At 70.1% G+C, this 21,292-nt stretch carries 15 protein-coding genes; 4 read left to right on the forward strand and 11 right to left on the reverse strand.

Annotation, left to right across the window (positions count from 1 at the left end; all coding sequences use genetic code 11):
* Positions 1-14: 14 nt before the first annotated feature.
* A complete protein-coding gene (locus MQE23_RS04110) occupies positions 15-1,367 on the reverse strand; it encodes an MFS transporter (protein ID WP_243378272.1) in 1,353 nt (450 codons plus the stop codon).
* Between the two features lie 200 nt (positions 1,368-1,567).
* Between MQE23_RS04110 and MQE23_RS04115 the strand changes: the two genes are divergently transcribed.
* Both MQE23_RS04115 and MQE23_RS04120 read left to right on the forward strand, forming a co-directional pair.
* Positions 1,568-2,254, forward strand: a complete 687-nt coding sequence (locus tag MQE23_RS04115) for a GntR family transcriptional regulator (protein ID WP_020276444.1) — start codon at positions 1,568-1,570, stop codon at positions 2,252-2,254.
* Between the two features lie 178 nt (positions 2,255-2,432).
* Positions 2,433-3,815 (forward strand): L-serine ammonia-lyase, encoded by a 1,383-nt coding sequence (locus MQE23_RS04120; protein ID WP_243378273.1) that lies wholly within the window; start codon positions 2,433-2,435, stop codon positions 3,813-3,815.
* A 164-nt stretch (positions 3,816-3,979) separates the two neighbouring features.
* Here MQE23_RS04120 and MQE23_RS04125 read toward each other — a convergent pair whose 3' ends face one another.
* Positions 3,980-5,122: an aromatic ring-hydroxylating dioxygenase subunit alpha gene (locus MQE23_RS04125; protein WP_020276447.1), complete on the reverse strand. Its 1,143-nt coding sequence runs from the start codon at positions 5,120-5,122 to the stop codon at positions 3,980-3,982.
* A gap of 193 nt (positions 5,123-5,315) precedes the next feature.
* On the opposite strand from MQE23_RS04125, the gene purU reads away from it, so the two are divergent.
* A complete protein-coding gene (gene purU / locus MQE23_RS04130; protein WP_037672928.1) occupies positions 5,316-6,188 on the forward strand; it encodes a formyltetrahydrofolate deformylase in 873 nt (290 codons plus the stop codon).
* Between the two features lie 68 nt (positions 6,189-6,256).
* Positions 6,257-7,048 (forward strand): IclR family transcriptional regulator, encoded by a 792-nt coding sequence (locus tag MQE23_RS04135; protein WP_051185717.1) that lies wholly within the window; start codon positions 6,257-6,259, stop codon positions 7,046-7,048.
* A gap of 149 nt (positions 7,049-7,197) precedes the next feature.
* Here MQE23_RS04135 and MQE23_RS04140 read toward each other — a convergent pair whose 3' ends face one another.
* From MQE23_RS04140 to MQE23_RS04180, 9 genes are all read right to left on the reverse strand, one after another.
* Positions 7,198-7,803, reverse strand: coding sequence for a sarcosine oxidase subunit gamma family protein (locus MQE23_RS04140; RefSeq protein WP_020276450.1), 606 nt, complete (start codon positions 7,801-7,803; stop codon positions 7,198-7,200).
* The gene (locus tag MQE23_RS04145) at positions 7,796-11,143 is read right to left on the reverse strand and encodes a sarcosine oxidase subunit alpha family protein (protein ID WP_243378274.1); all 3,348 of its coding nucleotides are present in this window, start codon (positions 11,141-11,143) and stop codon (positions 7,796-7,798) included. Before MQE23_RS04145 ends, MQE23_RS04140 begins: the two co-directional genes overlap by 8 nt.
* 20 nt (positions 11,144-11,163) lie before the next feature.
* Entirely contained in the window at positions 11,164-12,396 is a 1,233-nt protein-coding gene (locus MQE23_RS04150) for a sarcosine oxidase subunit beta family protein (RefSeq protein ID WP_243378275.1), read from the reverse strand.
* Positions 12,393-13,676 (reverse strand): serine hydroxymethyltransferase, encoded by a 1,284-nt coding sequence (gene glyA / locus MQE23_RS04155; RefSeq protein WP_020276453.1) that lies wholly within the window; start codon positions 13,674-13,676, stop codon positions 12,393-12,395. The genes MQE23_RS04150 and glyA overlap by 4 nt, the downstream gene beginning before the upstream one ends.
* Positions 13,673-14,533 carry a bifunctional methylenetetrahydrofolate dehydrogenase/methenyltetrahydrofolate cyclohydrolase gene (locus MQE23_RS04160; protein WP_243378276.1) on the reverse strand — a complete coding sequence of 287 codons (861 nt, stop codon included), beginning with the start codon at positions 14,531-14,533 and terminating at the stop codon, positions 13,673-13,675. Before MQE23_RS04160 ends, glyA begins: the two co-directional genes overlap by 4 nt.
* Positions 14,534-14,559: 26 nt before the next feature.
* Positions 14,560-16,998, reverse strand: a complete 2,439-nt coding sequence (locus MQE23_RS04165) for an FAD-dependent oxidoreductase (protein WP_243378277.1) — start codon at positions 16,996-16,998, stop codon at positions 14,560-14,562.
* 226 nt (positions 16,999-17,224) lie between these two features.
* Positions 17,225-18,187: an ABC transporter substrate-binding protein gene (locus tag MQE23_RS04170; RefSeq protein WP_020276456.1), complete on the reverse strand. Its 963-nt coding sequence runs from the start codon at positions 18,185-18,187 to the stop codon at positions 17,225-17,227.
* A gap of 13 nt (positions 18,188-18,200) precedes the next feature.
* A complete protein-coding gene (locus MQE23_RS04175) occupies positions 18,201-20,201 on the reverse strand; it encodes an ABC transporter permease subunit (protein ID WP_243378278.1) in 2,001 nt (666 codons plus the stop codon).
* Positions 20,201-21,289, reverse strand: coding sequence for a glycine betaine/L-proline ABC transporter ATP-binding protein (locus tag MQE23_RS04180; RefSeq protein ID WP_020276459.1), 1,089 nt, complete (start codon positions 21,287-21,289; stop codon positions 20,201-20,203). Before MQE23_RS04180 ends, MQE23_RS04175 begins: the two co-directional genes overlap by 1 nt.
* Positions 21,290-21,292 lie beyond the last annotated feature (3 nt).

The following is a 21,292-nucleotide window of genomic DNA, read 5'->3' on the forward strand; positions in this document are numbered from 1 at the left end:
GATCCTCGTCTCTGTCAGTGGGCAGCGGGAAGAGCGGTTTCGGTGGACGCGGTCACGGCGCGGTCGGCTTCCCGGCGCTCGTCGACGCCCCACGTCTCACGCGTCAGCAACGTCGCCAGGAGGCCCAACAGCCCGTAGCAGGTGAAGAGAACCGCGGGCCCGGTCCATCCGGTGGCGGAGTACAGCGCGGTGGCGATCATGGGAGTGAAGCCGGAGACGACCGCGGAGAGCTGGTAGGCCAGGGACGTTCCGGCGGTGCGGGTCCCGGTGGCGAACAGCTCGCAAAACCAGGCGCCTTGGACACCGGCCAGCGAGTTCTGGCAGACGGCATAGCTGATCACGAAGGCGATCAGGATGAGTGCCGCGGCTTCGGTGTTGACGAGCAGGAAGAGCGGGATGCCCCATACGACGCTCACCGCGCAGCCGAACAGGTAGACCGGGCGGCGGCCGACCCGGTCCGACAGGCCGCCCCAGAGCGTGGTGGCGGCGATGCCGAGGGCGGCGGCCGTGACCAGGGCGGTGAGGCTGGTGGTGCCGGAGACGTCGGGGGCGTCGCCGTCGTCCAGGTAGGACAGGACGAAGGTGATCGAGACGGCGTATCCCGCCGTCTCGGTGATGCGCAGGCAGAAGGCCCGCAGGACGTTGCGCCAGTCGTCCCGGATCACCACGAACAGCGGGTTCTTGACGACCTCGCCGGACTCCTTGAGGGCCTCGAACTGGGGCGATTCGTCGATCTTGAGCCGGATGAAGATCCCCACGGCGATGAGGACGGCACTGAGCAGGAACGGCACGCGCCAGGCCCAGTTGTCGTCCAGGGTGTGCCGGCTCAGGAGGAAGGCGAGGTTGGCGAGCAGCAGACCCACCGGGAAACCGGCCTGCGTGATGCCCGTGTAGAGGCCGCGCCGTCGCCACGGGGCGTGCTCGAAGGTCATCAGGATGGCGCCGCCCCACTCGGCGCCGAACGCGAGCCCTTGGATCACGCGGACGACCACCAGCAGGATCGGCGCCCAGACTCCGACCATCTGGTAGGTGGGCAGACAGCCGATCAGCACGGTCGCGATGCCCATCAGCAGCAGCGATCCGACCAGTACGGGTTTGCGGCCGACGCGGTCGCCGAGGTGCCCTGCGACGATGCCGCCCAGCGGCCGTGCGGCGAAGCCGATGCCGAGCGTCGCGAAGGACAGCAAGGTGGCCGACAGCGGGTCGGAGTCGGGGAAGAACACGTCACCGAAGTAGAGGGCCGCGGCCGTTCCGAAGCCGATGAAGTCGTACGTCTCGATGGTCGCGCCGACTCCGCATCCGATGGCGACTCTCAGTCGCTCCGGCGAACCCTGCGCCGCCTGCTGTGGCGCTGTGAACTCAGCCATGCCGATCCTCCTTGATCGTAGGCGGGCGTCCCAGATCGGACTGTTGGCTGTCGACTGTTAACAGTCGAGAGTCGATGCTGATCCCGGTGGCGGGACGTGTCAACCCACTCGACAGGGATTGGCCCGGAACTGCCGACTGTCAACAGATGACAGCATCGCGGGCTACTATGATCACTCGCGGAGTTGAAGGGGGTTCGACCGTGTCCGGTCAGGCGCTTTCCAGTCTCACCCGCTCGACGACCCTCCGGGAGCAGGCGCTCGCGGCCTTGCGGACGGCCATCACGACCGGCCGGTACCGCCCCGGCGACCACCTCGGCGAGGTGGAGATCGCCGAGCACCTGTCGGTGAGCCGCGGCACGGTACGGGAGGCCCTGCGCCATCTCCAGCAGGAGGGGCTCGTCACGGCGGGAGCCCGCGGCATGCTGCGCGTGTCCCAGCTGACCCCGACCGAGGTGCGGGAGCTCTTCCAGGTCCGGGAAGCGCTGGAGGGACTCGCGGTGGCACAGATCATCGCGTCACCGCGCAGGCAGGAAGCGGCCGCAGCCCTGGGCGAGGCCCTGGAGAAGCTCCGTGACGCCTTCGAATCAGGCGCGGATCTGGCCGCGAAGGTCGAAGCCGATCTCGGCTTCCATCTCCTGTTGTGTGAACTCTCCGGCAACTCGATACTCCTGAAGACCTGGCGGCAACTCGAGGGACCGATGCGCGTGGTGATCATGAGCGCTGCCGGCGAACGCCGTGATCTGGCCATGTCCGCGACGTCCCACACGCCCATCGCCGACGCGATCGCGCGAGGAGACGCGGCAGCGGCCCAGGAGATCCTGCACGCGCACATGGCCTCGGCGATCGAGCAGCTGGGCATCGAGCGCGAAGACCCCAGCGAAACCTGAGCGGTCGGGGCGCGATGGGCGCTCGTCTCGTTCAGTGACGGACAGCGCGTTTGATGCTGTCATGCACGCGTCACATCGGCTCTGCGGCAGGCGCCTTGACAACACGGAACACAGCAGAAAGGCTGTTGCGTATAGAGATGCCGGTTGCTTCATCAGAAACCCAGGCAGGAGCCCGCTCGTGGCCATCTCCGTCTTCGATCTCTTCTCCATCGGCATAGGCCCGTCCAGTTCGCACACGGTCGGTCCCATGCGGGCCGCCCGCATGTTCACCAGCCGGCTGGAGAAGGAGGATCTGCTCGCGCGGACGGCGTCGGTACGAGCCGAGCTCTTCGGCTCCCTGGGGGCCACCGGCCACGGTCACGGCACCCCCAAGGCCGTCCTGCTCGGCCTCGAGGGCAACGAGCCGCACACGGTGGACGTCGGCGCGGCCGAACGGGACGTCGAGCGGATCAGGGCGACGGGACGGCTGCGCCTGCTGGGCCGCGAACTCGGCGACACCCATGAGATCCGTTTCGACGCGGAGCGGCAGTTGGTCCTGCACCGCCGCCGTTCCCTGCCGTACCACGCCAACGGCATGAGGCTGTTCGCGTACGACTCCGAGGGGCTGTCCCTGCTGGAGGCCACCTACTACTCGGTCGGCGGCGGGTTCGTCGTCGACGAGGCCGCGGCCGGTGCGGACCGGGTCAAGGTCGACGACACGGTGGTCAAGTACCCGTTCGGCAGCGGCGACGAGCTGCTGCGCCTGACCCGGGAGACGGGTCTGTCGATCTCGGCGCTGATGCTGGAGAACGAGCTGGCGTGGCGCACCGAGGAGGAGATCCGGGCGGAACTGCTGGAGATCTGGCGGGTGATGCGGCAGTGCGTGGCGCGCGGGCTGTCCTCTGAGGGGATCCTGCCCGGCGGGCTCAAGGTCCGCCGCCGGGCCCCCGCCGTGGCCAAGGCGCTGCGGACCGACGGCGAACCGGCGGCGCGGGCGTTGGAGTGGGTGACCCTCTACGCCATGGCGGTCAACGAGGAGAACGCGGCCGGCGGCCGGGTGGTCACCGCTCCGACGAACGGCGCGGCCGGCATCATCCCGGCCGTCCTGCACTACTACGTCGACTTCGTCCACGGAGCCGACGACGACGCGGTGGTCCGGTTCCTGCTGGCGGCCGGCGCCGTCGGCCTGCTGTTCAAGGAGAACGCCTCGATCTCGGGCGCCGAGGTCGGCTGCCAGGGCGAGGTCGGCGCCGCCTGTTCCATGGCCGCGGGCGGCCTCGCGGAGGTGCTCGGCGGCTCGCCCGAACAAGTGGAGAACGCCGCCGAGATCGGCATGGAGCACAACCTGGGCCTGACCTGCGACCCGGTCGGCGGCCTGGTGCAGATCCCGTGCATCGAGCGCAACGGCATGGCGGCGGTCAAAGCCGTCACCGCGGCCCGGATGGCCCTGCGAGGCGACGGCCGCCACCACGTCTCCCTGGACAAGGTCATCAAGACCATGAAGGAGACGGGCGCCGACATGAAGGTCAAGTACAAGGAGACGGCCCGCGGCGGGCTCGCGGTCAACGTCATCGAGTGCTGACGACACGGCAGGCGAGATCAGTCCGGCAGGTTGTTGGTGCCGAGGAGCCGGACGAACAGCCGGTAAGAACTCGGCAGGGTGCCGGTGCTTCGGCTCGGGCCGGGCGCGTCCCGGACAGTCGAATCCGCCTGGAGGGTCCGCACAGTCCCGCCTGCCCCACGACGCTAGCGCTCCGCGAGGTTCGCGCGGGTGCCGAGGCGGTCCTGGACCCAGTCGTGGAACTCGCCGATGTGGTGCTCGCTGGGCACCAGGACACCGCCCTTGGCGTACAGCCGGGAGCTCATCGCGGGCTGGCAGCGCTCACAGGCGTCGAAGTCCTGCCGGTTGACGCGGTCGAACAGCTCGACCGACCGGCTGACGTCCCTACCGCTCTCCACCACACCCTTCAGGTACAGCCAGTCGCACTCCACGATCGTGCGGTCGACCGACACCGGGAACATCCGGTGGAAGATCACGTGGTCGGGGACCAGGTTGATGAACACCTGCGGACGCACCGTGATCGCGTAGTACCGGCGGTCCTGTTCCTCGGAGACCGTGGGGATACGGTCCAGGCCCTGCGAGCCGTCCACGGTGAAGCCCTGGACGTCCGAGCCGAACTCGGCGCCGTGCCCCACGTAGAACTGCGCCGCGTAGCCGTCGGCGAACTCCGGGAGGACCTCGGTCAGCTCGGGGTGGATCGTCGCGCAGTGGTAGCACTCCATGAAGTTCTCGATGATGAGCTTCCAGTTGGCCTTGACGTCGTAGACGATCCGCCGGCCGACCTCCAGGCTCTCGACGTCGTACCGCTCGATGGACTCCACGTCGCCCAGGCGCGCGACCACGTCCGCGATCACCGACTGCTCGAACGAGGGCGGATTCTCGGCCAGGCACACCCACACATAGCCGAGCCACTCGCGTACCGCCACTGGTGCCAGGCCGTACTCGGTACGGCCGACGTCCGGCATCCTGGTCAGGTTCGGTGCCGCGACCAGCTTGCCGTTGAAGTCGTACGTCCAGGCGTGGTACGGGCACTGGAAGGCCCGCTTCACTTCGCCGGACTCCTGTGTGCACAGCTTCGCGCCCCGGTGCCGGCACACGTTGAAGAAGGCCCGCACGGAGCCGTCCCGCGACCGGGTCAGCAGGATGCTCTCCCGCCCGACGTCCACGGTCCGGAAGGCGCCCGGCTTGGACAGTTCCGACGCGCGTGCCGCGCAGAACCACATGGATTCAAATATGTGTTCCTGCTCCAGGCGGAAGATCTCCGGGTCCGTGTAGTGGTCACCGGGGAGGGTCGCGATCAGGCTCTCCGGCAGGCCGGTCGTCGTCATGGTTCACCTCGGAGTGAAGCGCCTCGGGCGGGCGAGTGGTTGCCTCATGTGCAACATGCTTCTTGCTACGCAACTCACGGTGCAGTCCGGCCGAAGCGGTGTCAAGCCCTTGACCGCAGGCCGTCACAGCCAGGACCATGTTGCGTATCAGTCAGCTCGTTGCGTAATACGCACTTCCCTCTGGGAGGGCTCCGTGTCTCTTGGACCCACAACCGGCCGCGAGTTCGTCCTCACCCTGTCGTGCCCCGACCGCTCGGGCCTCGTCCACGCCGTGACCGGCTTCCTGGTCCGGCACTCCGGGAACATCCAGGAGAGCCAGCAGTTCGACGACCGGCTGCAGGACCGCTTCTTCATGCGGGTGCACTTCGACGTAGCGGACCCGGGCACTTCACTGGAGGACCTGAAGTCCGGCTTCGCGCAGGTGGCGGAGGCGTACCGCATCTCCTGGCAGCTGTACGAGGCGTCGACGCCGACGCGCACGCTGATCATGGTCTCGAAGTTCGGGCACTGCCTGAACGACCTGCTCTTCCGCTGGCGCGCCGGCGCGCTGAACATCGAGGTGCCGGCGATCGTCTCCAACCACCGGGACTTCGAGCCGCTCGCCGAGAGCTACGGGATCCCCTTCCACCACGTGCCCGTCACCCGGGAGACGAAGCCGGAGGCGGAGGCGCGTCTGCTGGAGCTCGTCGACGAGCTGGACATCGATCTGGTGGTCCTCGCCCGCTACATGCAGATCCTGTCGAACGACCTGTGCAAGCAGCTCGAGGGCCGGGCGATCAACATCCACCACTCGTTCCTGCCGAGCTTCAAGGGCGCGCGTCCCTATGTCCAGGCGTACGAGCGCGGCGTCAAGCTCGTCGGAGCGACGGCCCACTACGTCACCCCGGACCTCGACGAGGGCCCCATCATCGAGCAGGACGTCATCCGCGTGAACCACTCGCAGGGGCCCGACAGCATGGTGGCCCTGGGGCGCGACGTCGAGGCGCAGGTCCTGGCGCGGGCGGTGGAATGGCACACTCAGAGCCGCGTCATGGTCAACGGCAACCGTACGGTCGTCTTCCGTTGAGAGATCTGTTTGAGGAAAATGAGCCCCACCCCCTCACACCCGTTGCCCATTGCACCTAGAGTTTCGCCATGAGCAACCACGGCGCTGAGACCGCAGGCGCTCCCAGTGGCGGAGTGCAATCCGTTGACCGTGCCGTCGCCGTGCTGGAGATCCTCGCCCAGCACGGCGAGGCGGGCGTGAGTGAGGTGGCCGCGGCGATCGACGTCCACAAGTCCACCGCTTTCCGTCTGCTCGGCGCGCTGGAAGCGCATGGGATGGTCGAGCAGGAGAACGAACGGGGAAAGTACCGTCTCGGCTTCGGGGTCGTGCGCCTGGCCGGCGCCGTGACGGGCCGTATCGCCGTCACCAGACACGGGCGCGGGATCTGTGAGCGTCTCGTCGACGACGTGGGCGAGACGATGAACATCGCCGTGCTCGAGTCCCACCACGCGATCAACCTCTACCAGGTGCGCGGCTCGGCGGCCATCGCCGCGCAGAACTGGGTGGGACGGCTGACGCCGCTGCACTGCACGTCGAGCGGCAAGGTCCTCCTGGCCCACCTCGCCCGCGAGGAACGCGACGCGCTCCTCGCCGAGGCCGGCCTCCCCCGGCTGACACCGCGCACGGTGACCTCCAGGAAGAAACTGGAGGCGGACCTGTCCGCAGCCCGTGAGCAGGGCTATGCCATCACGCTGGAGGAATACGAGGAGGGCCTCAACGCCCTGTCCGCCCCCGTGCGTTCGGGCGACGGCGAGGTCGTCGCCGCCCTCAGCGCGTCGGGGCCGGCCTTCCGGCTCACCGTGGAGCGGATGCACGAACTCGCGCCCCTGCTGGTCGCGGGAGCGGACGAGCTCAGTCAACGTCTCGTCCACGCGGACTGAGAGCCAACGTCTTGCCCACGCGGACTGAGAGCCACCGTCTCGCCCACGCGGACCGAGGTTCACGCCAAGCGCGGAACAGGCCCCTCATGCCAAGCGGCGGTCGGTGATCCGGTGTCCGGATCACCGACCGCCGCTTCACGCTGCCCGCGTCAGCCCGTCCACTCCACGGCCGCGTCCAGCAGCCAGTCCGTCAGGTGGCCGGCGAAGGACGCACGGACCAGCACCCAGAACCCGGCCCTGGGGTCGTCACGGGCGACCAGGACGACCTGGGTGCGGGCCAGGTTGGTCTGGGCGCAGCGCCCCGGGCCGAAGACCCGCGGGTGAAGATCGAGCGAGCAGCCGTGGGCCAGCAGGTCGCGGGCCCGGGGGCCGGCGACGAGGAGCGTGGTGCGCTGGGCCGACACATCGATGACGGACACGGGTTCGTCGCCCGCGGCCTCACGGATCCGGCTCTCCAGGTCCCGCCGACCGCCAGGCGGTCCCACCACGAGCCATTCGTCGGGGCCGAGCCACAGCGCGGTCAGCTCCCCGGCGCGGACCACGGCGCCGGGTTCGACGGGGAGTTGGAGCCCCAGCGCCAGTCCCACGGCGTCCGCCGCCGCTCCCTTGGGGTCGAGACGCACATTGAGCTGGGTCAGGAAGGGCAGTTCCGCCAGCCGGACCGCGCCCCCGGAGGCGCGGGTCGCGGCGGCCAGCCGGCCGGCGGCAGGCGACAGCGGGCTGCGGAGCGGGGTGGTAACGGCGGTGTCAGCCATCGCGGCGGGCTCCCTCGGGGTCGTAGAGGACGGGGCTCGCGACGGTCACCGGGACCAGCCGGTCGCCCACGGGGGCGTAGAGGCGCTCACCGATGCGGTCCCGGCCGCCCTTGACGAGCGCGAGGGCGAAGGTCCGGCCGAGGGCCGCGCTGCGGTAGCTGGAGGTGACGTGACCGAGCATCGGGACGGGCGGCGCGGGCAGCACACTGCCGGCGACCAGGTGCGTGCCTTCGGGGAGGAACGTTCCCGGGTCCTCCGGAAGCAGCCCGACCAGGTGCTTGCGGTCGGGGCGGGCGGTGTCGGCGCGGGCGTGGGACCGCTTGCCGATGAAGTCCCGCTTCTTCTTCGACACCACCCAGCTCATGCCGAGGTCCTGCGGCGTCACGGTGCCGTCGGTGTCCTGGCCGACGATCGGATAGCCCTTCTCCGCGCGCAGGACGTGCATGGTCTCCGTGCCGTACGGGGTGATGCCGTACGGGGCGCCGGCCTCGTACAGCGCCTCCCACAGGGCGAGGGCCTCCCACGGTGACACGTTGATCTCGTAGGCGAGTTCACCGGAGAAGCTGATCCGGCACACGCGCGCGTCGATGCCGGCGACGGTCGTCTCGCGCCACGCCATGAACGGGAAGTCCTCGTTGGCGACGGCGAGTCGGGGCGCGAGCGAGCCGAGGACCTCGCGGGAGCGCGGGCCGACCAGGGCGACGGTGGCCCACTGCTCGGTCACCGACGTGCAGTGGACGCGCAGTTCGGGCCACTCCGTCTGCAGCCACTCCTCCATCCAGTCCAGCACGGCGGCTGCGTTGCCCGTCGTGGTGGTGACCAGGTAGCGGTCCTGGTCGAGGCGGATCACCGTGCCGTCGTCGAAGACCATGCCGTCCGGGCGGCACATCACGCCGTAGCGGATCATGCCGACCTTCAGGGTGCTCATCATGTTGGTGTAGAGCAGGTCGAGGAAGACGCCGGCGTCCGGGCCCTGAACGTCGATCTTGCCGAGGGTGGAGGCGTCCATGAAGGCGACGCCCTCGCGGGCGGCGGCACACTCGCGCAGTACGGCCGTCTCCATGTCCTCGCCGTCCTGCGGGTAGTACCAGGGCCGCTTCCACTGGCCGACGTTCTCGAACAGGGCGCCGTGCGCGACATGCCATTCGTGCAGGGCGGTGGTGCGGATCGGGTCGAGCAGCGCACCACGGTCGCGGCCGGCGAGGGCGGCGAAGGAGACGGGGGTGTACGGCGGCCGGAAGGTGGTGGTGCCGAGCGCGGAGACGTCCACGCCGAGCAGTTCGGCGACGACGCCACTGGCCAGGACGCCGGAGGTCTTGCCCTGGTCGTTCGCCGTGCCGGCCGTGGTGTACCGCTTGGTGTGCTCCACGGAGCGCATGCCCGCACCGGTCGCCCGGGCCAGGTCGTCGACGGTGACGTCGCGTTGCAGGTCGACGAAGCGCGGGGCGCCTTCCCGGCTAGGGATGGTGAACACGCGCATGGGCGGCGTCTGCGGTGGCGTGGCCACCTGGGGCAGGCGCGGGGATTCACAGGTGTAGCCCTCGGCCTGAAGCGCGCGGGCACCGGCCGCCGCTCCCTGCGCTAGGACCCGGGCCAGCTCGAAGGCGCCGCTCGCGCCGCCCGCGACCTCGACCGCCTGACGGCAGGTGTCGGGGACGAAGGTGCCGAGCTCCTCGTCGTGGCGGAGCTTGCCTCCCGCCTGGCTGAACAGGTGCGCGACCGGGTTCCAGCCGCCGGAGACCAGGAGCAGGTCGGCGGCGAACTCCCGTCGGCCTGTTGTCTCTCCGTACGGGGCGACGGTCACGGAAGTGAGCCGGGGGGCGCCTTCCGTGCCGGTGACGGCGTGGCCCGTCAGCACCTCGATGCCGGCCTGCCGGGCACGCTCCGCCCACTCCCCCGGCTCGGCGCGGGTGTCGACGACGGCCTCGACCGCCACGCCCGCCGCGGCGAGGTCCAGTGCTGCCGCATAGGCGCTGTCGTTGGTGGTGAAGACGACCGCGTGACGGCCGGGCAGGACGCCGTGGCGGTTGACGTAGGCGCGGGCCGAGGCGGCCAGCATCACGCCGGGGCGGTCGTTGTCCGCGAAGGCCAGCGAGCGTTCGTGCGCGCCGGTGGCGAGGACGACCCGGCGGGCGCGGATGCGCCAGACGCGTTCGCGGGAGACGTGCTCCGGGGCCTCGGCGCCGAGGTGGTTGGCGCGGCGCTCCACGGCGAGGAGGTGGTTGTCGTCGTAGTAGCCGAAGACAGTGGTGCGACGCAGTACGCGTACGTCGGGGGCCGCGTCGAGTCGGGCGGTGGTGTCGTCCACCCAGTCCAGGAGTTCGCCGGTGCCGAGGAGGCTGCCGCCGGGTTCCGGCTGGTCGTCGGCGAGGATGACGCGGGCACCTGAGCGGGCGGCGGCTGCCGCTGCGGCGAGGCCGGCCGGGCCCGCGCCGACGACCAAGAGGTCGCAGTGGGCGTGTACGGCGTCGTAGCGGGCCGGGTCCGGGGCGGTGGCGAGGCGGCCCTGGCCGGGGAGGCCGGTCGCGACCAGGCCGTCGTAGAGCTCGACGGTGGTGGCGGGGAGCATGGGCTCGGGGAACGGGGCCTCGATCTGGACGACCGCGTTGGGCTCCTCGACGCCGGCCGAGAAGATGCCGCGGGGGCGGCCCAGCTTGATGCTGGTGCCGGTCCGGATGACGCCGTTGGCGAGGAGGGCGGAGGCGAGGGTGTCGCCCTTGTAGCCCTGGTACGCGGTGCCGTCGAAGGTGAAGGTGAGCGGGGTGTCGCGGTGGATTCGGCCGCGGGTGGGGTGGCGGAACGGCTGGGTTTCCTCGCCCCCGCCGCCCCTACCCGTCCGATCCTCCAGGGGCTCCGCCCCTTCGACCCCGCTGGGGGCTGCGCCCCCGGACCCCCGCGGGGGCTGCGCCCCCTGCACCCCCACCGGGGCTGCCGCCCCAGGTCCAGACCCCAGCGGTGGCTGCGCCCCCCGCACCTCCACCGGGGCTGCCGCCCCGGACCCCGCTTCGGCCTGAACGGCCTCGTCCTCAAGCGCCGGACGGGCTGGATGCACCTGGCGTGACTCGAAGGTGGCAGGGCGCTCCTCCCCCGCCCGGTACACCGTCAGGATCTCGTTCGTCGACGTGTCCCGCACCGCGTTGAACCAGCGGCGGCAGCCCGACGCGTGGGTCCAGCGTTCGGCGAAGGGGCCCCTGGGGTTGTCGCGGAAGAAGAGGTAGCGGGCCCAGTCCTCGTCGGTGAGGGAGGACGGGTCCTGCGGGTACGGCACGTGGGCCTGGCCGCCGTAGTGGAACTCGGCCTCGTCGCGGGGCCCGCACCACGGGCAGGGGATCAGCAGCATAGGTCGGCTCCCTGATGGTCCTAGTGGGCCACCGCGGCCGCGCCGTGCTCGTCGACGAGCGCGCCGGTGGTGAAACGGTCGAGCGAGAAGGGGGCGTTCAGCGGGTGCGGTGTGTCGTGGGCGATGGTGTGGGCGTAGACCCAGCCGACCCCGGGGGTGGCCTTGAAACCGCCGGTTCCCCAGCCGCAGTTGAGGTAGAGGTTGTCGACCGGGCTGAGGCCGATGATCGGTGAGGCGTCGGGGCTGACGTCGACGATGCCGCCCCAGGTCCGCAGGACGTGGGCCCGGGCGAAGACCGGGAAGAGCTCCAGGGCCGCCGACATCTGCTGTTCGATGATGTGGAAGGCGCCGCGCTGGGTGTAGGAGTTGTACGCGTCGATGCCCGCGCCCATCACCAGCTCGCCCTTGTGCGCCTGGCTGACGTACACGTGGACGGCGTTGGACATGACGACCGTCGGATGGACGGGTTCCAGCAGCTCCGACACCAGTGCCTGCAAGGGGTGGCTCTGGACGGGGAGTTCGATGCCCGCCATGGCCGCGAGCACCGAGGTGTGGCCCGCCGAGCAGAGGGCGACCTTGCCCGCCGCGATCGGGCCGCGGGTGGTCCGGACTCCCACCACCCGGTTGTCGACGACGTCGAGGCCGGTCACCTCGCAGTTCTGGATGATGTCGATCCCGGCGACGTCGGCGGAGCGGGCGAGGCCCCAGGCCACGTGGTCGTGCTTGGCGATGCCCGCGCGCGGCTGGTAGGTCGCGCCCAGGACCGGATAGCGCACGTCCGGGGAGATGTTGACGATCGGGCAGACGTCCTTGACACCGTCCGCGTCGAGCCACTCGGCGTCCACGCCGTTGAGGCGGTTGGCCTCGACGCGGCGCACGCTGTCGCGGACGTCCTGGAGGCTGTGGGCGAGGTTCAGCACGCCGCGCTGGGAGAAGAGGATCGGGTAGTCGAGTTCCTCGGCCAGGCCCTCCCACAGCTTGAGCGCGTGCTCGTAGATGCCGGCGCTCTCGTCCCAGAGGTAGTTGGAGCGGATGATCGTGGTGTTGCGGGCCATGTTGCCGCCCGCCAGCCAGCCCTTCTCGAGCACGGCGACGTTGGTGATGCCGTGGTTCTTCGCCAGGTAGTGGGCGGTGGCCAGGCCGTGGCCGCCGCCGCCCACGATGACGACGTCGTACGAGCGCTTCGGCTCGGGGTTGCGCCACAGCCAGTCGGGGTGTTCGGGGAGCTCGGCGCCGGGGGTGCGGGGGCTCATCGGGCGTCTCCGTCTTCGGACAGGTGCGGGTAGAGCGGGTGCTTGGCGGCCAGGGCCTGAGTGCGGGCGCGCAAGGCGGGCACGTCCGGCTCCGGCTGGAGGGCGAGGGCGATCGCGTCCGCGACCTCGGCGAAGTCCGCCTCCGTGAAGCCGCGGGTGGCCAGGGCCGGGGTGCCGATGCGCAGGCCCGAGGTGACCATGGGCGGGCGCGGGTCGAAGGGCACGGCGTTGCGGTTGACGGTGATGCCGATCTCGTGAAGCAGGTCCTCGGCCTGCCGGCCGTCGAGCTCCGAGTCGCGTAGGTCGACCAGGACCAGGTGGACATCCGTGCCGCCTGTCAGGACCTTCACGCCGGCCGCCGCCGCGTCCGCCCGGGTGAGGCGTTCGGCCAGGATGCGGGAACCGGAGAGCGTACGGGCCTGGCGTTCGGCGAACTCCGGTGACGCGGCGACCTTGAACGACACCGCCTTCGCGGCGATGACGTGCTCCAGGGGGCCGCCCTGCATCCCGGGGAAGACCGCCGAGTTGATCTTCTTGGCGAGGTCGGCCTCGTTGGTGAGGATGACACCGCCGCGCGGGCCGCCGAGGGTCTTGTGGGTCGTGGTGGTCGTGACGTGGGCGTGCGGTACGGGGCTGGGGTGCAGTCCCGCCGCCACCAGTCCGGCGAAGTGCGCCATGTCGACCATCAGCAGGGCACCCACCTCGTCGGCGATCCGGCGGAAGGCCGCGAAGTCCAGCTGCCTCGGGTACGCCGACCAGCCCGCGATGATCATCTTGGGGCGGTGTTCCTTGGCGAGGTGCTCGACCTCGTCCATGTCGACGAGGTTGTCCCCCTCGGACACGTGGTACGGCACGACGTTCAGCATCTTGCCGCTGTAGTTGATGCGCATGCCGTGCGTGAGGTGCCCGCCGTGCGCGAGGTCGAGGCCGAGGACGGTGTCGCCGGGCTGGAGCAGGGCGAAGAAGACGGCGGTGTTCGCCTGGGCGCCCGAGTGGGGCTGCACGTTGGCGAAGCCCGCGCCGAAGAGGGACTTGACGCGCTCGATGGCCAGCCGCTCGGTGACGTCGACGTGTTCGCAGCCGCCGTAGTAGCGGCGGCCGGGGTAGCCCTCGGCGTACTTGTTGGTCGCGACCGAGCCCTGCGCCTCCATGACGGCGGAGGGCGCGAAGTTCTCGGAGGCGATCATCTCCAGGGTGGACTGCTGGCGGTGCAGTTCGGCGCGGAGCGCCGCGTGGACCTCGGGGTCCAGCTCCGCCAGGGGGGTGTTCAGCGCGTTCATACGGGGTTCGCGTTCCTCTCGGCGGCCTCGACGACATTGGCGAGCAACATGGCCCGGGTCATGGGGCCCACACCCCCGGGCATCGGCGCCAGCCAGCCGGCGACCCGGGCGGCGTCCGGGTGGATGTCACCCACCAGGCCCTGGTCGGTGCGGGTGATGCCGACGTCCAGGACGGCCGCGCCGGGGCGCAGCATGTCCTTGGTGATCAGTCCGGGCGAGCCGGCTGCGGCGACGACGATGTCCGCCTCGCGTACGTGCCAGGCCAGGCCCTTGGTTCCGGTGTGGCACAGGGTCACGGTGGCGTTCTCGGACCTGCGGGTGAGCAGCAGTCCGATGGGCCGTCCGACGGTGATGCCCCGGCCGATCACGCACACCCGCGCTCCCGCGAGCGGCACGTCGTGGCGGCGGAGCAGTTCGACGATGCCGCGCGGGGTGCACGGCAGCGGGGCCTCGACGCCGAGGACGAGCCGGCCGAGGTTGACGGGGTGCAGTCCGTCGGCGTCCTTGGCCGGGTCCATGCGTTCCAGTACGGCGTTGGCTTCGAGGTGGCGCGGGAGCGGGAGCTGGACGATGTACCCGGTGCAGGCCGGGTCGGCGTTGAGTTCGTCGATCGTCTCCTCGACCTGCCGCTGCGAGGCGTCGGCGGGCAGCTCCCGCCGGATGGAGGCGATGCCCACCTGCGCGCAGTCCCGGTGCTTGCCGCCGACGTAGGCGCGGCTGCCGGGGTCGTCGCCGACCAGCACGGTACCGAGGCCCGGCGCACGGCCGGTGGTCGCGGTCAACTTGGCCACGCGCTCGGCCAGTTCGAGACGGATGGCGGCGGCGGTCGCCTTGCCGTCAAGGAGTTGTGCGGTCACCTGGAGTTCCTTCCAACGCCGAGGACTCAGCCACGAAGACGGGACATCGCCGGATCGAACAACGGCTCCTCGGCGACCACGGCCTCGACGGACTGGTCGAAGTACCCGATGTGCACGACGGTCCCCGGAGCGGCAAGCTCAGCCGGCAGCCACGCATAGGCGATGCCCTTGCCGATCGTGTAGCCGTACGCCGCGCTCGTGACGTACCCGACCGCACAGTCACCGTCGTACACCGGCTCCTTGCCCATCACGACCGCCCTGGGGTCGTCGATGGTGAGGCAGGTCAGCTTCCGCCGTACGTCGGCCCTCCGCCGCTCCAGCGCCGCCTTGCCGATGAAGTCGTCCTTGTCGAGCTTGACGGCGAACCCGACTCCGGCCTCGTAGGGGTCGTGCTCGTAGGTCATGTCGGTACCGAAGGACCGGTAGCCCTTCTCCAGGCGCAGACTGTTGAAGGCGCCGCGGCCGGCGACGATGCCGCCGAGCGGTTCGGCCGCCTGCCGGAGGGTGTCCCACAGCTTCTGGCCCAGGTCGGCGGTGGTGTACAGCTCCCAGCCGAGCTCCCCGACGTACGACAGGCGCATGGCCGTCACCGGGACGGAGCCGATGTGGGCGCGCTTGGCGCGGAAGTACTTCAGGCCGGTCGCCGAGAAGTCGGCATCGGTGAGCGGCTGCAGGACCTCGCGGGCGCGCGGCCCCCACAGGCCGATGCAGCACGTGCCGGGCGTGATGTCACGGACCTGGACCGTGCCGTCGGCGGGGAGGTGACGCGTGAACCAGTCGAGGTCCAGGTTGCCGTTGGCGCCGACCTGGAAGCGGTCGGGGGCCAGCCGGGCGACGGTGATGTCGCTGCGGATGCCGCCGTCGTGGTCGAGCAGCAGCGTGTACGTCACCGAGCCGACGGACTTGGCGACCTTGCCGGTGCACAGCCGCTCCAGGAAGGCGGCGGCGCCGGGGCCGCTGACCTCCAGGCGCTTGAGGGCCGTCATGTCGTACATCGCGACGGTCTCGCGGGTGACCTGGGCCTCGGCGCCGACGACGGGCGACCAGTAGCGCGCGGCCCAGTCGTTGGGGGTCGGGATGGAACGGCCTTCGACCAGGCCCGCGTTGGCCTCGTACCACTGCGGGCGCTCCCAGCCGTTGGCCTCCAGGAAGAAGGCGCCGAGCTCCTGCTGGCGGGCGTGGAACGGGCTCGTGCGGATCGGGCGCGGGTCTCCCGACGGCTGGAGGGGGTGGAGGATGTCGTAGACCTCGACGAAGTTCTGGCAGTCGCGGGCCAGCACGTACTCGGGCGAGAGCTGGTGCGGTTCAAAGCGGTTGACGTCGCACTCGTGCAGGTCGAACGAGGAGCAGTGACCGTCGACCAGCCACTCGGCCATGGCCCGGCCGACGCCCGCGGAGTGGGTGACCCAGACGGCCTCGGCGACCCAGAAGCCCTTGACGTCCGGGGATTCGCCGAGCAGCGGCAGGCCGTCGGTGGTGAAGGAGAACAAGCCGTTGATGCCCTCTTCGACCTTGGCGTCCTTCGTCGCGGGAAGCAGGGACTGGGTCTCGCTCCAGGCCTCCTCGAAGTCCTCCTCGGTGAACTTCAGGACGGACGGCATCTCGTCGGCCTCGTCCACGGAAAGGATGTCGTCGGCCGAGATCGGCATCGGGCGGTGGCCGTAGTAGCCGATGCCCAGGCCGTCGAAGCGGTCACGGTAGTAGAGGTCGGCGTCCTGGTGGCGCAGGATCGGGCGGACCGCCTCCTGCGTCTGGCCCGCCAAGGCCGGTACCGGGCCCGTCCAGGCCAGCTGGTGGGCGAGCGGCGTGAGCGGGAGGTTCATGCCGGCCATGCGGGCGATCCTCGGGCCCCAGATGCCGGCGCAGCACACGACGATGTCGGCGGGGATCTCGCCCTGGTCGGTGAGGACGCCGGTCACCTCGCCGTCGGCCCGCCGGACGTCGAGGACTTCGTGGCGGGCGAGGAAGCGCACGCCGCGTTCGGTGGCCCGCCGGATCTGCGCCTCGACGGCGAGGACCGCCTTCGCGAGGCCGTCCGTGGGCACATGGAGGCCGGCGAGGACCTTGTCCGGGTTGACGAGCGGGTGCTGTGCGACGCACTCCTCGGTGGTCAGCAGCCGGGACTCGATGCCCCAGGAGGTGAGCCAGCCGTGGCGCCGCTGGAGCTCCGTGACGCGCTCCGGGCTGGTCGCCACCTCAAGGCCGCCGACCTGGAGGAAGCAGGGCTCACCGTCGACGTCCAGCGAGCAGAACTTCTCGACGGTGTAGCGGGCCATCTCGGTCATGGTCTTGGAGGGGTTGGTCTGGAAGACCAGGCCCGGGGCGTGTGACGACGATCCCCCGGTGGCGGGCAGCGGGCCCTGGTCGACGACGGTCACATTGGTCCAGCCTCGCGCGGAGATCTCATCGGCGAGCGCTGCTCCCACGACGCCCGCTCCGATGATGACCACCCGGGGTCCCGCCATCGCCGCACCTCCGACGTTGAAAGCGATGCAGTTGCTGTGTGCGCAACAGAGTTCAGGTTGCGCAACTCAATGTGCCCGCCGTGGACAGGCGTGTCAAGGGGTCCGCGACGCCGGAAAAACCCTGGAAGCGGCGGGGAGGAATCACCGGAAAACGACGAGGCCCGGCAGGCTGAAGACACAGCCTGCCGGGCCTTTCCGGCGGGTTCACACAGACAATCGTGCGCCCCTACTTGATCCAGGCGTCGACCTTGCCGCGGTTGGCCTCGACCCACTTCTTCGCCGCGGCCTCCGGCGCCATCTTGTCCACCGCGATGTACTTGGCCACGGTGTTCTGGTCGTCGTTGGTCCAGTTGAACTTCTTCACCAGGTCATAGGCCGGGCTGCCCGACTTGGCGAACTTGGCGCTGACGATCTTGTCGAGCTTGTACACCGGGTAGTCGCAGGCGACCTTCTCGGCGTCGGCGTCGCAGCCCGTCTTGTACTCGGGCAGGCTGACCTTCTTGAGCGGCACCTCGGACATGAACCACTGCGGCTCGTAGAAGTAGCCGATCACCCATTCCTTGTTCTTCTCGGCGTTGCGGTACGCCTGGATGAGCGCGGTCTCGCTGCCCGCGTACACCACCTTGAAGTCCAGCTTGAGGTTCTTCACGAGCGCCTCGTCGTTGGTGACGAACGACGGATCGCCGTCGAGGAGCTGGCCCTTGCCACCCGACTCGGAGGTCTTGAACTTCGACGCGTACTTGTTGAGGTTCTTCCAGTCGAGGATGTCCGGGTGCGCCTTCGCCAGCCACGGCGGCACGTACCAGCCGATGAGGCCCTTGTTGCCGGTCGGGCCCGCGTCGACGGCGGTCTTCTGCTGGGTGATGTACTTCTTCTTCAGATCGTCGTGGCCCCAGTTCTCGACGACGGCGTCGACCTCGCCCGTCCCGAAGCCCTGCCAGGCGATCTCCTCCTTCAGGTTCTTCTGTTCGACCTTGCAGCCGAGGTCGTGCTCGGCGACGTAGGCGAGGACCGCCGCGTTCGCCTCATAGCCCACCCACGGGTTGATCGCGAGGTTGAAGGTGCCGCACTTGCCCGAGCTGCCCGAGCCGCCTGCGCTGTCGTCACCTACCTTCGCGCCCGAGCAGGCCGTGAGGGTGAGGCCGAGGACGGCCAGGCCGGCCGCGCCGGCTCTGAAGTGTCGTGCCATGGTGTGGTGCTCCTTAAGCGCCGGCGCGGCGAGCCGCTGCCTGAGTGATCCGGTCGAACATGACTCCGAGCAGGACGATGGCGAGCCCTGCCGCGAGTCCCTTGCCGTACAGCTGGCCCTGTGAGAACCCGGCCACGACGTCGTAGCCGAGGGCACCCGCACCCACCAGGCCGCCCACCACGACCATCGACAGCACGTAGATCAGGCCCTGGTTGGTCGCGAGGGTCAGGGCGCCCCGGGACATGGGCAGTTGGACCTTGGTGATGATCTGCCAGGTGTTGCACCCGGTGGACGTGGCCGCCTCGACGGTGGTCTCGGGCACGGCCCGCACGCCGTCCGCGATGATCTTGATGGCGACCGGCGCCGCGTAGACGACGGCGGCGACGATGGCTGTGAACCGTGTCGCGCCGAACAGCGCGAGGAACGGCACGAGGTAGACGAACGGCGGCATGACCTGGGCCGCGTCCAAGGTGGGCCGCAGCAGCCGGTCCACGAGCGCGCTGCGTCCCATCCACACCCCGAGGACGACGCCGAGCAGCATCACGAGCACCGTCGCCACCGCGGTGGACGCCAGCGTCGTCATGCCGTCCGACCAGACACCGGTACCGACCAGCAGGCCCACGCACACGGCCGTGGTGACCCCGGCGCGCCACCCGCCCAGCACCGTGCCGATGGCGACGAGGGCGGCGCCGACGAGCCACCACGGGGAGTCGGTCAGCACGGTCTGGAACGGGTTGAGCAGGCCGTTGGTGAGGGTGTCGCGGAAGGCGTTGGTCAGGCCCGACAGGTTGTCCTGTGCCCAGGTGGTCACGTCGGCCGTCGTCTTGGCGATGCTGCTGCCGATGCCGCCGTCGCCGGGGAACTCGGCCGCCCACACGTACGTGTGCGACAGGTACGCCAGCACCAGCGCCACCACGGCGCCTGCCGCGAGCAGCTGCCGGCGCCACTTGAGGAAGGGGCTGTCAGAGCCCCGGGCCGTCTCCGCCCGCGCGCTCGCCGCGGTGGTGACCCGGTCCAGCACGATGGCCATGACGACGATGGCCAGACCGGCGTTGAACGCCGTGCCGACGTCCAGTGACTGCAGGGCCTGGACGACGGTCTTGCCGAGGCCGGGCGCGTCGATCAGCGCGGCGATGGTCACCATGGCCAGAGCGGCCATGATGGTCTGGTTGACGCCCATCACCACGGTCCGCTTGGACATCGGCAGCAGGACCTTGAGCAGCGCCTGCCGCCGCGTCGCGCCCATCGAGTCCGCCGCCTCCACCGTGGTTTCCGGTACGGAGCGGATGGCGTGCGCGGTGATGCGGATCGCCGGTGGTGCCGCGTAGATGGCGGTGGCGATCGTGGCCGAGGCGGGACCGATCAGGAAGAACAGGGTCAGCGGCGCCAGATAGACGAAGGTCGGCATCGTCTGCATGAAGTCCAGGAACGGCGTGACGATCCGGTGGAACCGTTCCGACAGTCCGGCCCACACGCCCAGGGGAATGGCGAACAGCAGCGCGACGAAGACCGCGGAGAGGGTCAGCGCCAGCGTGTCCATGCTCTCCTGCCAGAGCCCTTGCAGGCCGAGGAAGGTGAAGCCGGCCACGGCCAGCAGCGCCACCCGCCAGTTGCCCACGGCCCAGGAGACGTAGCCGGCGATGCCGACGACGCCGAGCCAGCCGATCTGCGGAACCGGGCGGTCCGCGGACGGCTGCGAGATCAGCTCCTGGACGAAGGTCACCAGGGTGTCGATGACCAGGCGGATCTCGTTGAAGAAGTAGAGGAAGAGGGGGTTGGAGTTGCGGTCGGCGCCGATCGAGTCGTTGACGTCGTTGAACCACCGGTGCAGATCGGTCAGGTCGGCCGCCGCGAGGGACAGGGTCTGCTTGCCGCGCAGCACGGCGAAGAGCACCAGCCAGAGGAGCAGGATCGCGGCCACCACCACGGCGCGGTTGACCGTGCGCACGCGCCGGGCGGGAGCGGGTGGCTCCACGGTCCCGGTCTTCTCCGGTTTCTCCATCGCGACGGTCATCACGCGTCGCCTTCCTGCCCGGCGACCACCGCGAGGATCTCCTCGTCGCCGACGATGCCGAGCAGCTTGCCGTCCTCCACGACCTTGACCGGCTTCTCGGCGGCGAGCACCGCACGCGTGGCCTCCTTCACCACGACGTCCGGGCCGAGCTCGGGGCCGTCCAGGGGGTCGTCGGGCTCGGCCGGGCGCATGATCCACCGCAGGGTCAGTACGTCACCGCGGGGCACGTCCCTGACGAAGTCGCGTACGTAGTCGTCGGCGGGGGCGCCGACCAGTTCGTCGCCGGTGCCGCACTGGACCGTCCTGCCGTCGCGCATGATGAGGATGCGGTCGCCCAGCTTGAGCGCCTCGGACAGGTCGTGGGTGATGAACACCATCGTCTTGCCGACCTCGTGGTGCAGACGGATGACCTCGTTCTGCATGTCGCGGCGGATCAGCGGGTCGAGCGCCGAGAACGGCTCGTCGAAGAGGAGCACGTCCGGGTCACCGGCCAGGGCGCGGGCGAGACCGACGCGCTGCTGCATACCGCCGGAGAGCTGGTCGGGATAGGAGCTCTCGTACCCCGAGAGGCCGACGAGCTCGACGACCTCCAGGGCCCGCTTGGTGCGCTCGGCCCGGCCCATGCCGCGTATCTCCAGCCCGAACGCCACGTTGTCGACGACCCGCCGGTGCGGCAGCAGCCCGAAGTGCTGGAAGACCATGGAGAACTTGCTCCGGCGCAGTTCGCGCAGGCGGCCCGCGTCCGCGTCGCGGATGTTCTCGCCCTCGAAGAGGATCTCGCCGGCGGTGGGTTCGATGAGTCGGGTCAGACAGCGCGCCAGGGTGGACTTGCCGGAACCGGACAGGCCCATGACGACGAACACCTCGCCGGGCGCGACGTCGAAGCTCACGTCGCGCACGGCGGCGGTGCATCCGGTGCGGTCCATCAGTTCGCGGCGGGTGAGCCCGCGCAGTTCCTCGGAGCCCGGTACCTGGTCCGCCTTCGGTCCGAACACCTTCCACAGCTCGCGTACGGAGATGACCGGCGTGCCTGCCGCGTCCTGGGGTGTGCCGCGCCGCTGCGGCACCTCGGTCGTTGCTGGGGTCATGTT

The sequence above is a fragment of the Streptomyces sp. HP-A2021 genome (assembly GCF_022807935.1).
In the GTDB taxonomy this organism is placed as follows: domain Bacteria; phylum Actinomycetota; class Actinomycetes; order Streptomycetales; family Streptomycetaceae; genus Streptomyces; species Streptomyces afghaniensis.

What these genes read in the sequence shown, in the direction of transcription:
- MQE23_RS04180 (WP_020276459.1), bottom strand. Translation starts at nt 21,289, where the DNA reads ATGACCCCAGCAACGACCGAGGTGCCGCAGCGGCGCGGCACACCCCAG.
- MQE23_RS04125 (WP_020276447.1), bottom strand. Translation starts at nt 5,122, where the DNA reads ATGACGACGACCGGCCTGCCGGAGAGCCTGATCGCGACCCTCCCCGGT.
- MQE23_RS04175 (WP_243378278.1), bottom strand. Translation starts at nt 20,201, where the DNA reads ATGACCGTCGCGATGGAGAAACCGGAGAAGACCGGGACCGTGGAGCCA.
- MQE23_RS04135 (WP_051185717.1), top strand. Translation starts at nt 6,257, where the DNA reads ATGAGCAACCACGGCGCTGAGACCGCAGGCGCTCCCAGTGGCGGAGTG.
- glyA (WP_020276453.1), bottom strand. Translation starts at nt 13,676, where the DNA reads ATGAACGCGCTGAACACCCCCCTGGCGGAGCTGGACCCCGAGGTCCAC.
- MQE23_RS04165 (WP_243378277.1), bottom strand. Translation starts at nt 16,998, where the DNA reads ATGGCGGGACCCCGGGTGGTCATCATCGGAGCGGGCGTCGTGGGAGCA.
- MQE23_RS04150 (WP_243378275.1), bottom strand. Translation starts at nt 12,396, where the DNA reads ATGAGCCCCCGCACCCCCGGCGCCGAGCTCCCCGAACACCCCGACTGG.
- MQE23_RS04170 (WP_020276456.1), bottom strand. Translation starts at nt 18,187, where the DNA reads ATGGCACGACACTTCAGAGCCGGCGCGGCCGGCCTGGCCGTCCTCGGC.
- MQE23_RS04145 (WP_243378274.1), bottom strand. Translation starts at nt 11,143, where the DNA reads ATGCTGCTGATCCCCTGCCCGTGGTGCGGGCCCCGCGACGAGGCCGAG.
- MQE23_RS04110 (WP_243378272.1), bottom strand. Translation starts at nt 1,367, where the DNA reads ATGGCTGAGTTCACAGCGCCACAGCAGGCGGCGCAGGGTTCGCCGGAG.
- MQE23_RS04140 (WP_020276450.1), bottom strand. Translation starts at nt 7,803, where the DNA reads ATGGCTGACACCGCCGTTACCACCCCGCTCCGCAGCCCGCTGTCGCCT.